General features: G+C 37.2%; 15 protein-coding genes and 1 pseudogene. 4 read left to right on the forward strand and 12 right to left on the reverse strand.

The window, feature by feature from the left end:
- Both CK510_RS32835 and CK510_RS16825 read right to left on the reverse strand, forming a co-directional pair.
- Nucleotides 1-411 (reverse strand): tetratricopeptide repeat protein (locus CK510_RS32835; protein WP_373695812.1); only part of this gene is annotated, 411 nt, incomplete at its 3' end.
- A gap of 133 nt (nt 412-544) precedes the next feature.
- Entirely contained in the window at nt 545-907 is a 363-nt protein-coding gene (locus CK510_RS16825) for a hypothetical protein (RefSeq protein WP_143289326.1), read from the reverse strand.
- 278 nt (nt 908-1,185) lie between these two features.
- Between CK510_RS16825 and CK510_RS32355 the strand changes: the two are divergent.
- A pseudogene (locus tag CK510_RS32355) lies at nt 1,186-1,301 on the forward strand (flavodoxin FldA); the annotation flags it as partial.
- A 216-nt stretch (nt 1,302-1,517) separates the two neighbouring features.
- On the opposite strand, the gene coaBC reads toward CK510_RS32355, so the two are convergent.
- The 3 genes from coaBC to CK510_RS16845 all read right to left on the reverse strand — a co-directional run bounded on the left by coaBC (nt 1,518) and on the right by CK510_RS16845 (nt 3,912).
- Complete coding sequence (gene coaBC / locus CK510_RS16835; RefSeq protein ID WP_095722809.1) at nt 1,518-2,717, reverse strand: bifunctional phosphopantothenoylcysteine decarboxylase/phosphopantothenate--cysteine ligase CoaBC; 1,200 nt, start codon at nt 2,715-2,717, stop codon at nt 1,518-1,520.
- A gap of 203 nt (nt 2,718-2,920) precedes the next feature.
- Nucleotides 2,921-3,133 carry a protein IsiD gene (isiD, locus tag CK510_RS16840; RefSeq protein WP_095722819.1) on the reverse strand — a complete coding sequence of 71 codons (213 nt, stop codon included), beginning with the start codon at nt 3,131-3,133 and terminating at the stop codon, nt 2,921-2,923.
- A gap of 146 nt (nt 3,134-3,279) precedes the next feature.
- Entirely contained in the window at nt 3,280-3,912 is a 633-nt protein-coding gene (locus tag CK510_RS16845; RefSeq protein ID WP_095722810.1) for an alpha/beta hydrolase, read from the reverse strand.
- 1,097 nt (nt 3,913-5,009) lie between these two features.
- Here CK510_RS16845 and CK510_RS16850 point away from each other — a divergent pair.
- Nucleotides 5,010-5,399, forward strand: coding sequence for a response regulator (locus CK510_RS16850; protein WP_158224915.1), 390 nt, complete (start codon nt 5,010-5,012; stop codon nt 5,397-5,399).
- Here the strand turns inward: CK510_RS16850 and CK510_RS16855 are convergent.
- Together CK510_RS16855 and CK510_RS31815 are read right to left on the reverse strand one after the other, a co-directional pair.
- On the reverse strand, nt 5,362-5,784 hold the full coding sequence (locus CK510_RS16855) for a Na-translocating system protein MpsC family protein (RefSeq protein WP_342745971.1): 423 nt from the start codon (nt 5,782-5,784) through the stop codon (nt 5,362-5,364). The genes CK510_RS16850 and CK510_RS16855 overlap by 38 nt on opposite strands.
- A 294-nt stretch (nt 5,785-6,078) precedes the next feature.
- Nucleotides 6,079-6,252 (reverse strand): hypothetical protein, encoded by a 174-nt coding sequence (locus CK510_RS31815; protein WP_158224916.1) that lies wholly within the window; start codon nt 6,250-6,252, stop codon nt 6,079-6,081.
- Nucleotides 6,253-6,413: 161 nt separating this feature from the next.
- Here CK510_RS31815 and CK510_RS16865 point away from each other — a divergent pair, with 161 nt between their 5' ends.
- Together CK510_RS16865 and CK510_RS16870 are read left to right on the forward strand one after the other, a co-directional pair.
- Nucleotides 6,414-6,884: a tetratricopeptide repeat protein gene (locus CK510_RS16865; protein WP_095722813.1), complete on the forward strand. Its 471-nt coding sequence runs from the start codon at nt 6,414-6,416 to the stop codon at nt 6,882-6,884.
- A gap of 348 nt (nt 6,885-7,232) precedes the next feature.
- Nucleotides 7,233-8,603 carry an FAD-binding oxidoreductase gene (locus CK510_RS16870; protein WP_245912183.1) on the forward strand — a complete coding sequence of 457 codons (1,371 nt, stop codon included), beginning with the start codon at nt 7,233-7,235 and terminating at the stop codon, nt 8,601-8,603.
- A gap of 363 nt (nt 8,604-8,966) precedes the next feature.
- Here the strand turns inward: CK510_RS16870 and CK510_RS16875 are convergent, their stop codons facing one another.
- The 5 genes from CK510_RS16875 to CK510_RS16895 form a co-directional block, all read right to left on the reverse strand.
- The gene (locus CK510_RS16875; protein ID WP_245912184.1) at nt 8,967-9,329 is read right to left on the reverse strand and encodes a CpeR family transcriptional regulator; all 363 of its coding nucleotides are present in this window, start codon (nt 9,327-9,329) and stop codon (nt 8,967-8,969) included.
- Between the two features lie 8 nt (nt 9,330-9,337).
- The gene (locus CK510_RS16880; protein WP_095722815.1) at nt 9,338-9,967 is read right to left on the reverse strand and encodes a chromophore lyase CpcT/CpeT; all 630 of its coding nucleotides are present in this window, start codon (nt 9,965-9,967) and stop codon (nt 9,338-9,340) included.
- Between the two features lie 115 nt (nt 9,968-10,082).
- A complete protein-coding gene (locus CK510_RS16885; protein WP_095722816.1) occupies nt 10,083-10,613 on the reverse strand; it encodes a phycobiliprotein lyase in 531 nt (176 codons plus the stop codon).
- A 199-nt stretch (nt 10,614-10,812) separates the two neighbouring features.
- Nucleotides 10,813-11,307, reverse strand: coding sequence for a phycobilisome linker polypeptide (locus CK510_RS16890; RefSeq protein ID WP_095722817.1), 495 nt, complete (start codon nt 11,305-11,307; stop codon nt 10,813-10,815).
- Between the two features lie 489 nt (nt 11,308-11,796).
- On the reverse strand, nt 11,797-12,534 hold the full coding sequence (locus CK510_RS16895) for a phycobilisome rod-core linker polypeptide (RefSeq protein WP_095722818.1): 738 nt from the start codon (nt 12,532-12,534) through the stop codon (nt 11,797-11,799).
- Nucleotides 12,535-12,589: the final 55 nt, after the last annotated feature.

Genomic DNA, 12,589 nt, shown 5'->3' on the forward strand with positions numbered 1-12,589 from the left:
TTTTAAGGCAGAATGACTAATTCTATCTGCTTCTGATGTTTTACCTAATTCTTGATATCCTAAAGCTAAATAGCTTAATGTCAAAGCTTGCTTTCTCTTATTCTGTTGTTTCTCAAAGTATAAAACAGCATTTTCCCATACATTAACTGCCTCTGTGAATTCTCCAGATTCATATAAAGTATGTCCTTGTTTTAATAAAGAATCTAATTGAGTAGAAGAGTGAGAAAATGCAGAAATAGCAATAGTATGAATACTAAATGATGTCAAAAATCCCAGCAAAAGGCAAATTATCAATCCTTTTAATAACCTTATCGATATTATTTGTTTGATTGACCAAAAAAAGGATAATTTATTCTGTTTATTTGCGTACTTTATGCTACTTATAGTTAATTTTAAAAAAATATTTTTCACAAATTAGATAAGATTACTATATACAGCAGATTAGAAGATATAAAAACCGCAGATTAACGCTGATAAACGCTGATGAATATAGATAAATATAGATAAATATAGATAGAACTTTCAATAAGATGATTTAAATTATCTAAATTTTCTCGAATCGCTTGACAACACTATTACTACCCTCAATCCTCCAATCAACCCAACCATGAGAACTATTTAATATCTCATTTCCCGTTAGAGGTAATCCCCCCCTTCTAGTGATTGTGAAACTATTTGCAGTTGCTTGACTAGAACAAGTTTGATTGATTTGATTTGATACATCTAAATTCCTCCCTACTTGAGTTCTATCCGCGATCGCACTTTCTAGTAAACTCATATCTGCTACTATCGATTGCGATCGCGCAATTGCGATCGTATTCAAAAGACTAAACATCACGGCAACTATGTAAACGCAAAGTCGCTTGTAATTCGATATCCCTAAGTTTCGTATCTCAACAGCTTTCATTGTCTTTTTACTTTCGTTACCGAAAGCTTAAAATACTGCGAATTCAAAATAACATACTTTTACGCAAATGTATAAATAATGACTAGCGCTTACACCTCTCATGTGCATCTTTCATATTAAGTTATGTTAAAAAACAATTAGGATATATTCTCAATAAAATAAAACATGCTAAAAAACTACTGGGGTTAATAATCAATAAGCTGAAAATGTAGCGAGACTTACAAAGCCAACCCCAAGACTAACAAACAAGCAATTTAATCGCGAAACTCCTGCTGAGTCTTTATCAGGAATTAGATGATGTGGATTTTAGTGGTAAAATGACAGCTTATTTTGGTACTGCCGATCAGATAGGATATGCTATAATTTTCAAGATGCAATGGGTATTTTGGAAGAGTGGTAGCAAAACTGACCCAATTATCACTCCAATTGAATTGTGTAATTGGCAAAATTGGTTAAAGTCTGGAGATAAAATTTGGGAATGTGCGGAAGGACATCATTTCTTTCATTCTTTTTATCCAGAAAAGTGCGTACAGAAAATTTTAGACTTTTGGCAACGCATCGATCCAATGTTATTTATAGAAGCAGAAAGACTTATGAAACTAACATTAAATTAACTTGATGAACCTAAGAAATCAAAAATATAATGTGCCATTTCTAATTTAGAACAAAGGGGAATTTCTAATCTATTACCTTGCTTATCCAGGTATATAGCTTGATTGCGATCACTCCCAAATCCACTATTTTCTTTATCGATCGGATTTGCCACAATTCCATCCAGATTTTTACGCTGTAATTTCTCTAACGCTGGAGTCACAATATCTCCAGTTTGTGCTGCAAATCCAATTAATTTTTGATGTGCTTGCTTAGAATTCCCGATTTCGGCAATAATATCTATGACAACTTCAAGAGGTAAACTTTCTGGGAGTGCTTTTTTTGCTAACTTCTCAGTACTAAAATCCCGTGGTTTGACATCGGCAACGGCTGCCGACATGATAATAATATCAGCATTCCCCAATTCCCCCAGCATTGCTGTTCGCATTTCCTCCGCAGAAACCACAGGAACAGCTTTGACTTCCACAGGTGCTTCCCAGTCAGCGACTCCATATACAAGGGTGACATTTGCACCACGATGTAACGCTGCTTGTGCTAAAGCTAATCCCATTTTCCCCGTAGAAGGATTACCAATAAACCTAACTGGATCGAGAAATTCACGAGTTCCCCCAGTACTAATTAAAATCCGCTTCCCTAGTAAATCCCGCTTTCCTTGGGTATATAACAGAGATTGAATGTAAGTAACGATTTCTAAGGGTTCAGCCATTCTCCCTTTGCCAACGCGATCGCACGCTAATAACCCCGATGCTGTACCCATGCCATGATATCTAGTATCAGCTAATAGCATTTGCCAATTGCGCTGAACTGCAATCTGTTCCCACATATCAGTATTCATCGCTGGAGCAATTAATATGGGACATTTAGAAGCAAGTACCGTATTCGTTAATAAATTATCTGCCATCCCATAAGCCAACTTTGCCAGGGTATTGGCAGTTAAAGGTGCAATTACAAGAATATCTGCCCATTCCCCTAACTCAATATGTAGTGGACGTGAATTAGTAGATTGCCAGAAATCCTCATCAGTATAAGCTTGATGTCGCGAAAGCGTTGCCACTGAGAGAGGTGTAATAAATTCCCTTGCCGATTTTGTCAGCATTACCCGCACTTCCACACCTTGTTTAAATAGGGTGGAAATAACCTCACAAACCTTGTAAGCAGCAATACCACCAGTTATCCCGATGAGAACTCGACTAAGCATTAGTATACTAAAAACGACTTATAAATTGACTTTGAAACGCAGAGGTAAACCCAAAGTTACGCAGAGTCTTTATGTAAAAAATAAGGAAGTTAAGAGTTAGCAGCAAAATTAGGAATAACAAGTAGTTTTCTTGGTTTATAATTCCTAACTTCTAACTCCCAACTCCTAATTTATAATTACCAACTCCTAACCCCTAACTAAATTTATGCTTCGTCGTAAGCTTCCAAATCCAAAAGGTAGATATACGACTCAACCATATCAGGACGCTGAAACGCGATCGCACGTAACAAATGCCAATCATTTAAACCCTCAAAAGCATTGCTGTAGTTATCCTGTTCCAGACGTGTGGCTAAATCCTCCACATCTTTATCAGTCATTGCAGCAATTTCGATTTTGGAAATGGTTAAAGTGTTCATAATACCCCTCCCTTTAGCAGCATTCGCATCCATCATAGTTCAGTTGCGCTGTGAGCGTAGCCTCCCCATATATATTACTCACTCATGAAGCCGATTTTCGTAAAATATATCCGAATTTATACGATTAATTCATAAAAGTTTTGTAACTAGGTTAGCGGAAATCTACCTAAAATATAGTTTCGTAATGCCCCTAACATTTCCAAATTGATTTCATGTTCCCCATCAAACTCTTGATATTCAACCGCAACAGACAATGATTCCAGAGTTTCCCGTGCTTTCACCGCAGCTTGTAAAGGAACTACGCGATCGCTCTTCCCATGCATAATTAAAGTGGGTGATAAATGACTATTACTATTTGTTGATAAAGCAATATTCTCATGTAAATATCCACTCATTGATATCAATCCCGCAACAGGTAACTGTAAACCCACATCCAAGGTCATTGCTCCTCCTTGGGAAAACCCACTTAAAATTGTCTTGGATAAGGGTATTTGAGTGCTACTTTCTAAAGACTGTATCCACTCGATTAATTTTTCTCGACTTTCACCCAATCCTTGATACATATTCTCTACCCGCAAGTCGTACCATGCTCTACCAATGGGGGAATATGGGTAAGGAAATGGTGCATTCGGAAATACAAATTGAAAATTGGGTAAATCTAAATAAGGTACTAATCCAGCTAAATCTTCCGCATTTGCACCCCAACCATGCAACATGATAATTAAACCTGTTGGAGATTGGGCGTTTTTTGCAGGTATGGTGGTAAATTCTAAAGTCATAATTTATAGGGCAGAAGTCAGAAGTCAGAAGTCAGAAGGAATAAAATATGTTTTTCCCTCTGCCTTATCATAAATTTATCTGCGTTTATCTGCGGTTAATTATTCTTTCTTCCCATACCTCATCAACATCAGAAGTTACATAAGCTAGCCAAATGTATTATCTCAATTATGATTTAAATTATTTAAGCTTGATATATTAAGAATGTCAGGAAATCTTGATAAATAGAAAATGGGTGTACGGATTGACAGTACTTTCAGGATGCGATATTTTTAATACTCACGGGAGGCGAATGACTTTGATTACTAGTGCCTCTGGAAGTATTATTATTGCGTTATTTTTTTTGATTGTAAATTAGCCCAAAATTACTTTTGTAATCTAAACATAGATTCGACATTTGACTACGGTTGACAATTTAACTGTTTAGATTTTGGGGATGAATCCATGATAATTGTTGGATTTTGAGAAGCTCTTTAACCTGGAATTGCGATATGTCTCCCAATACTACTCGGTTAAGCATTAATTCAGAAACCCGGTTTCTTGCGAATCCCTTTGTAATAAGGTTTTGAATCAAATAGAAACCGGGCTTCTCTCGTTCGCGAAACCTTATCCGAGCAGTATTGGAACTCTGTTTTGATAGCTAGGATGACTCAGTGTTTTTGTCGTCGAAGAAAGAAAATATGTTCTTTAATTCCAAACTGACAATTTAGTAATAGCTTTTTGTAAAATGGTAGTTCTACCCTCCAAGATACCCTTTCCCCTAACAATTTAGATACAAAGTAGAAGAAATACATTGCCATTCTCCGTATAATCACCAAGCTAAAGCATTACAAATCTAAAAAAAATTATTCAAACACTTGACTATAGCAGCAGTTTATTTGCATGATATTTGCTAGATGGATAGCTAGCTTGTGATTTTTCCCTAAAATAGCGCGAACAAGCAACCTAGCAAATAAAAGCGAGTTTTCTGAATTTGAGCCGTATTTAGCCGCTTATGATTAACCTCGCACATCTTGTTAGCAGAAAAAGAAAGCTAGAAAAAAGCTTTATACAGATTTTCCTGCGTCAGTTCTTAATGTATCAATTTTATCGTTTCCTTATGTCGCAACAACCCACAATTTTAGTCGTAGATCAGAGTTTACATGATTTGGAATTTGTCAATTCTTGCCTAAAATCCTTGAATGTCACCTGCATTTCTACAAAAGAAGGAGCCAGAACATTAGTTTTGGCAAAATTACATAAGCCAAGTATTATCTTTTTAGATACAACACTAAATGATTTAAATAGTAGTAAAGTGGTAAAATATCTCAGGTCTAATGTTGAAACCTCAAAAATTCCCATTGTTGGTTGTATCCCAGCAAAAACCCAGCAAAATATCGATCGCTTAGTCATATCTGGAGTAAACGATTATATTCGCAAACCCTATGATGTGAGTAAAATAGAAGCCTCAGTTAATCACTTTCTAGGTTGGGAACACTCTTGTGTTTAAACTTGGGGATTGTTTCCGAATTGCGAACATCTGGGATTACTTCCATCATCACTAAAATACCCGTAGTTCCTGTGATGAAACTAGTATTACTAACTAAGTCAATCACTGAACAATTGATTGATTCCTCAATTAAGTTTTGCAGATGTGGTCTGATGATTGCGTTAATACAATCTCTAACTACTTCTGCTAAACGTAAGTGATTGTTTTCAGCGAGAGTTGCTTCAATTCGCGAAACAGAACTATCAATACTGATAACAAGTTGTGTATCGAAGAAATGACAGATTATCTTACCAGGATTTTGTCCCAGTTGAGATATATAAAACGAGCGTATTTGATTAGAAATATCTCGTTCAAGTTGACCAATAGTAGGTTTTAGCATTGTCATATCATTGATTCCATTCGCTAAGAATATCAATTTGTTGCAGTTGCAATTAATTCATGAGCAATGCATTATACAATAAAATGAAGAACATGGTGTATTCACTTTTAGCTATTAAGAGGTATATTCCATGTTTAACTTTGAATGTATATACCATTATTTTAGTAATTTTTGTAGCTTTTTGATTAAAAAGGTGTTGTCTTCATGTACTTTCGAGGAAAATATACAAAAGCAACAGTCAGGATTAAATTGATTAAATAAACTCCTTATCCTGAGTCTCCGCAAGCTTGGTATCATTCATTACTTGACCACCAGTACAATAATCTGCGGCTTTCTTCGCTTCGATTTCGACTCTGGCATCTTGGGAATCAAATTTTCGGCAATGGCGTTAAACTTGGTATTACTAGCTTGGGTGGCTGCGATCGCAGAGCAAATATATCTGTCAGACCAATCATTGATGACTGTATCGGTCAAGTGGATGATGAAATCATATTACAGAATACAAACAGGTACAAGATTGTTGACTACTTTGCAATTTGGGTGTGAAAATTTAAGAGTAAGTAAACCAGCGATTTATTACTTGATTTTGTGCGAGATTTAATTTAAGTATACATATTATTGCGATCGTCAAATTCATGGATTCTTTATTTATTAATTCGTTACTTGAAGATTTGAAAAATCCCGATGAATCAGTCCGCGAACATGCGACAAGAAAATTATGGCGAATTTGGTTCCAACAAAAAGGGATTCAAGGCTTGGAAATGATTGACCGCAGCCAAAAATTGCTAGATTCAGGGAAAATTGCCGAAGCAGAAGCTGCCCTAAATAATTTGCTTCGTGAACAGCCAGATTTTGCCGAAGCTTGGAACCGCAGAGCATTTCTTTATTACACCACTCGTGACTATCGAAAATCATTAATTGATTGTCAAAAAGTAATAGCATTAAACCCCGTACATTTTGGCGCACTTCATGGTATGGGATTGTGCTATGCTGCCACTGGTGAATATGAAAAAGCCATTAAATCATTTCGTCGTGCCTTAGAAATTCAACCTTTTTCTCTGGTTAATCAAAAATTGATATTAGAATGCATAATGCGCTTGAATTAGAGTTTGATTTTTCACACTTACCGCTTTTATCACATCAAATTTGCTCCCCTATACGCGGGCAAGATACCCGCACTACAATACTTTCAATAAACTCTATACTTGGGGATTCACAGCAGTCTTAGCAGCCTAAATCTAGGCTGTTGATTTTGATATATATTGACCAGTTAAATTTCATGTAAAATTAGTGTCTACAGTAGGGGCGGGAAAACCCCGCATTTACGAATGATATGCTGGTAAATCTACCGTTGGGATACTTTATTTTCTGGAAGCCCTTTATTTATAAGTATTTTATTAATAACTCTGCCAAAATATTAGGTATATTCGCAGCACAGTCAAGGCAAAATTATAGTGAATACACCAAAAACAACATTTAACATCAACGGCTTAATATCCTCCCTACCAGACATCGAAATTATCACTGACACATTCCAAGTCGCCAAACTATCCCAGGATTATCACACCTTCAGCCCCATCCTAACCACCAAACTAGCAGGAAAAGTCGGTGATATCGTCATTCGTCCAGCTAATCAAAGCGAAGTATTAAAAGTTGCAGCAGCCTGTGCAAAATATAAAATCCCTATCACCCTCAGAGGGTCAGGCACAGGCAACTACGGACAATGCGTCCCCCTCTACGGTGGCATAATTTTAGACACGAGTAAGATGCAAAACATTTGTTGGGTAAAACCAGGAGTGGCACGGGTTGAAGCAGGAGTCAAACTTGCCGCACTCGACAAAAAAGCCCATGAAACTGGTTGGGAAATGCGAATGGCTCCCTCAACCTACCGTACAGCATCAATAGGTGGATTTATTGCTGGAGGTAGTGGGGGAATAGGTTCAATTCAGTATGGATTGATGGGAGAAAGGGGAAATCTTATTGCTTTGCAAATTGTTACTCTCGAAGATGAACCTCGAATCATCGAATTACGTGGGGATGAAGTGCAAAAAGCAAATCATGCGTGGGGGATTAATGGTATTATTACCGAAATTGAAATTCCCCTCGCACCAGCATATCCTTGGGCTGAAATCATCGTCACTTTTGATGAGTTTATGCAAGCTGCAAGGTTTGGGCAAGCATTGGCTTCATCAGATGGCATTATCAAAAAAGAAGTTGCTGTCTTTGCCGATCCAATTTCTCAATATTTTACTGCTTTGCGCCAGTATATTCCGGAAAATAAACATGCAGCAATATTAATTATTGCTGAACCTAGTTTAGAATTTTTGCCAACTTTAATCGAGCAGTATCAAGGTAAAGTTACATATCAAAAATCAGCACAAGAGGCTCTCAAAGGTACACACTTAGCCGAATATACTTGGAATCATACAACTTTACATGCTAGAAGTGTGGACCATTCTATCACCTATTTACAAAGTATATATCCAGCCGACAATCTGCAAACAATTGAGCATATGTATCATCATTTTGGGGATGAAGTGATGATGCATTTAGAATTTATTCGTGCTGGTGGTAAAGTTGCTAATCCGGGGTTACAATTGGTGCGATATAGGAACGAGGAACGTCTCAATGAAATTATTCGCTATCACGAGGAACATGGGGTATTTATTGCTAATCCCCATAGTTACTTTATTGAAGATGGTTGGAAGCGAATAATTGATCCTGAGCATTTAAAGTTTAAAGAAATGGTTGATCCTTATGGCTTGATGAATCCGGGAAAAAGTAAAGTTTTGTCTGTTGCTTTTGCTGAAGATGCTGGAAATTAATAATATATATTCGTAGGTTGGGTGCAGGCGCATGATAGAGATTTGTAGCGATATGATAAGCTTAGATTTGCGCCATAGCCCAACATTTTGTTATTGTGATTTAGTCCAAGATATTAAGTTTTTGAAGTTTGTATTTTTTGTGATATTTAGATACTTTTAGAATTTAAGTAATTTTGTTTTCCCAGTATCATATGTTGGGTTACGCAAAGCCTTCACCCAACCTACAAAGAATAATATTGAAGTGTGCTAATAAATAATGACTAATCATTCAATTTCATTAAGTAAATAAAAATAATAATCAACCATTATTTATTAGCAATTTATTGTCAACTAATTAAGTTAGAAAATGAAACTAGCTAATCATTAACAACGTTCGTCAAATCGTGTGTAGAAACCACCGTATTTAATCCAGTATTGTTTCAAAGTGTGATGAGGAGTGTGCAAACTAGCTTTTGCTTGATATAGTACTACTTTACGATGTGCCCCCATCCAAATTTTATTGATAGGTTCAACGGAAATTAAACTGCCTCCTAAAGATTCGACACATTCAGAAAATCGCTCAACTGTTGTATATTCAACAGTCTCCAAAATGAAAAAATGACCAGAACAAATTAAATGACGGGTGCGAATCCAACACCGCATTTTTTTTTCAGCCTGTGGAGGCAGCATTTTGATTTTATTTGATGTATGTTCATGTGGTGTAATTTCATTTGAATCAACTTGCATTAACATAGCTATTCACCCACGCTAATATCAGTTACTTCGTCTGCAAAGCTCTGCTTTTTTTCAAAACATAAAGGTCCGGCAGTTGAACCCCATATCTGTTCGTGAGTTTCGATGTCCATACCTTTATCAAGACTATTCCAAGTATTTTCGGTTAGTTCAACTTCACTTATTAAATAAGTTTGATGACCGTTACGGGGAATTAGACATTTATTTCCTGGTTCTACACCTCCTTGGAACATTTTACCTTGGCGTTTAAATACCATTGAACAGCAATAGTGTCTCTCTATGCTGTCATGATTTATTGTCTGGAGAATGGTTAATTCTCGTGCTGCACCTGCATATTGAACTGGGTCTTTTAAACTGTAATTTTCGATATGTATATGGTCTCTATTATCAATCAGACGATGTATGCCTTGCCGATATGGAGTCCATAAATCATAATCGTAAACTTGTTCAGAATAAAATCCAATTCCTGAGAAAAACTCAAATGGGAAAGGACGAAAAAATACGTGGATGTGAGCGTATTGCTTGGGATTTTCAAACGTTTGCTTTTGATTGCTAAAATCTCCAGCCATCCATCGCGCTAGGGTAATCAAATCGCTGGTGTTTGTTCCAGGATTATTGAGCGATATAGTCATGTTATCCCTTTAGAGGAGAAACCAAAAAGATGTCCCTATAATGTTTTAACCTAAATTGAGTTAATAGTCTGGGCTAAAGCTGGGTTTTAGGTGCGGGATTTGAGATGATAGAAAATTAACTATTAGAAAGAGAACGAATTTCTGATGGAAAGGAAGCTGTAGTGATGCCGTTACCATCGCTGCTTTTGATCGTTGCGACTCGAAAACGGACGTTAGGATTTGCAAACCAAATTCTTTCCTCGGCACCTGCGCGATCGCATCCTGTGATTAAGGTGAAAACTCCATCATCCCCAAAAGTATATCTACCTGCTGCGTTTACTGTTTCCGCATAACCGCGATCGCGCAAAAGTTTTCCTTGGGCTGGGTTTGCCAAATCGGGAACTGAAACCAATACTGTAGTACCTGCTAGGGCTTTATCATCCCAGTCTGATTCTCCTTCCCAGGTCATGCGAAAGGGATGGGTGATATCCTGGGGGTTGATATCGTTGGTTTTACAAACTTCGATTACAGCCTCATCGCCACAGTCTAGCGGTACAATATCGATTGTAGAAAGGCTTTCTTCAAAGTGAGCAAAGGCTAGATGATGTCCACTACGTTGCGATCGCCACCTTCCAAGTGAAAGTTCAAAGAATTCGGTAATGTTCATTACAAAAATATTTTACAAAAGTAGATTAAAATTCTATAAACCTGATTGGTCGAACTAACAAGCTATAAATTCGGTTACATATCATATTATTTGCCCTATTTGCTCGAACTCATGCCCATATCTAACTTAGTCTCAGGGATTGAAAACAAAAGTTATAACGGTACTGTTCGAGCAAAGCAAATAAAGTCGAGGGATACAATTAGCTGCGAGCCTTTTTCGTACGCTTACTCGTTTTTGACAATTTATCTGTCAATTTTTTCGCCAAGCTTTGGGAACTTTTCTCCTTCGCTTGTGATTTCGCTGTTGCTAGTTTTTCCGGTTCGGGTTTTTCGGCTTCAGGTTTTTCGGCTTCTATTTCCACTGTTTGGACTGCGACAACTTCAGTGTGGGTTGTTACTTCCTCTAAGTGTGAAACTACAACCTCCAACGGGACTGGTTTTTCCACTGCAACCAATGGAGGTACTTGGTTTGTACCAATTTCCGCAACGTCAAGTGAAGGCATCACTACACTAACTATTTTTCCTCCAGTCTTGGCAATGCGCTGTATAGTTTGAGACAACCGCCCTAAAGGAACTCTGATGGTATAGTTACTATTTCGTGCGTGTTTATATGAAGCGCCTGCCACTTCCACCAGTGCTATACGACTGCTATAGTCGCTAGATGAAGCTGTACCAGTAGTTTGTATACCGTACATCTAAAATTGCCTCCAAACGAATAATTAATACCAGTAATAATACGCACTTCATCACTTGAACACGAAATAAGGATGTTATCACGCATACTCTAACCTTCTCAATTAGAAGTTTTGCTTTTGATTGAGATGTTTAGATAAAGATTTGGTTTGTACGTAATATTAGATTTGCGCGTAGTAGTATAAAGGGTTTGTTTGCGGTCAATTTGATTGGAAAACAAATATTAATAATCAAACCATCCTAACAGCTAACTAAACTCCCAGTAATACTCAATAATTTTACCTCCCAGGCGTTGGATATTTTGCATTTACGCCTCTCATAATTAATTCTCGTATGCTTATGGAAGTATATTTATTACAAATTATGAATATTTAGTTATGTTTTGGTAAGTGGAACGCTGGGGAGGACACTTCTGTGAGTGGGTTTTTCCGACTTTAGAGAAAATGTCCGTGATTGGGCAAAAAACTACAACCCAAACCCCAGTTTATTCTTTAATATGGGCTAATTTGTGGGAGTAAAGCTAAATGTGGCAGCAAGTAGGAAGAAGCAACAAGCGCGATCGCAGAAGCTGCTAACCACAAAACCACATCTCGGTCAGAACTGCGTAAGAAGCTCTGTAAAGTCAAAGGTTCTTTTCGCTTGCCTAATGTTGGTTGTGGTAACTGATTGCGGTAATCTTCACCATAGCGGGCAATTCTCGCAAAGGGTAAATCTCCTTGACTTCGTTGGGGTAAAATCCGTCGTCGTTGATAGGGAACTGTATCGGAGTTAAAATTATCTGCATACTCTTGAGTATTTAATAATTCATCGATAAAGCCTTTTAGACCTTTGGTTGCGAGAACAATCGACCAAGCAATAGGTTCGCGATCGCTATAAATTGGACGACCAAGAATGCGCTGAATACATATTTCTACGAAGCGATAATTATTGTTGCTGTCGTAATTCAATCGTCGGAATGAATCGGAAATTGCTAGTCCACGGATAAAATCTTTAACAGTAATTTGACCAGACCTAAGTTGGGATTCCAAAGCAGGTTGGCGATTACTTACTAACATTTGTTGCTCGTGAAAAACTTGATAGTAAGCTGCCCAAATCAACTCATCCATTTTTGATGATTTGGGTAAATTTGCTGTTGTGTAGATTCTCGGTTGTTCTTCCCCAGATATTTCAAATCCGTTTACACGTTGATTTTGAGAGGAGGGAGAGTAGGTCAGTAGAGGAAGTCCCATCGTAAAATAGATTTCTTAAAAACATCGATATAACTCGATCAGATTCAATCCTGAC

The organism is Brunnivagina elsteri CCALA 953 (assembly GCF_002289455.1).
Taxonomy (GTDB): Bacteria; Cyanobacteriota; Cyanobacteriia; order Cyanobacteriales; family Nostocaceae; genus Brunnivagina; species Brunnivagina elsteri.

Coding starts and splice junctions, on each gene's coding strand:
- CK510_RS16825 (WP_143289326.1), bottom strand. CDS start 907: ATGAAAGCTGTTGAGATACGAAACTTAGGGATATCGAATTACAAGCGA.
- coaBC (WP_095722809.1), bottom strand. CDS start 2,717: ATGCTTAGTCGAGTTCTCATCGGGATAACTGGTGGTATTGCTGCTTAC.
- isiD (WP_095722819.1), bottom strand. CDS start 3,133: ATGAACACTTTAACCATTTCCAAAATCGAAATTGCTGCAATGACTGAT.
- CK510_RS16845 (WP_095722810.1), bottom strand. CDS start 3,912: ATGACTTTAGAATTTACCACCATACCTGCAAAAAACGCCCAATCTCCA.
- CK510_RS16850 (WP_158224915.1), top strand. CDS start 5,010: ATGTCGCAACAACCCACAATTTTAGTCGTAGATCAGAGTTTACATGAT.
- CK510_RS16855 (WP_342745971.1), bottom strand. CDS start 5,784: ATGACAATGCTAAAACCTACTATTGGTCAACTTGAACGAGATATTTCT.
- CK510_RS16865 (WP_095722813.1), top strand. CDS start 6,414: ATGGATTCTTTATTTATTAATTCGTTACTTGAAGATTTGAAAAATCCC.
- CK510_RS16875 (WP_245912184.1), bottom strand. CDS start 9,329: ATGCAAGTTGATTCAAATGAAATTACACCACATGAACATACATCAAAT.
- CK510_RS16880 (WP_095722815.1), bottom strand. CDS start 9,967: ATGACTATATCGCTCAATAATCCTGGAACAAACACCAGCGATTTGATT.
- CK510_RS16885 (WP_095722816.1), bottom strand. CDS start 10,613: ATGAACATTACCGAATTCTTTGAACTTTCACTTGGAAGGTGGCGATCG.
- CK510_RS16890 (WP_095722817.1), bottom strand. CDS start 11,307: ATGTACGGTATACAAACTACTGGTACAGCTTCATCTAGCGACTATAGC.
- CK510_RS16895 (WP_095722818.1), bottom strand. CDS start 12,534: ATGGGACTTCCTCTACTGACCTACTCTCCCTCCTCTCAAAATCAACGT.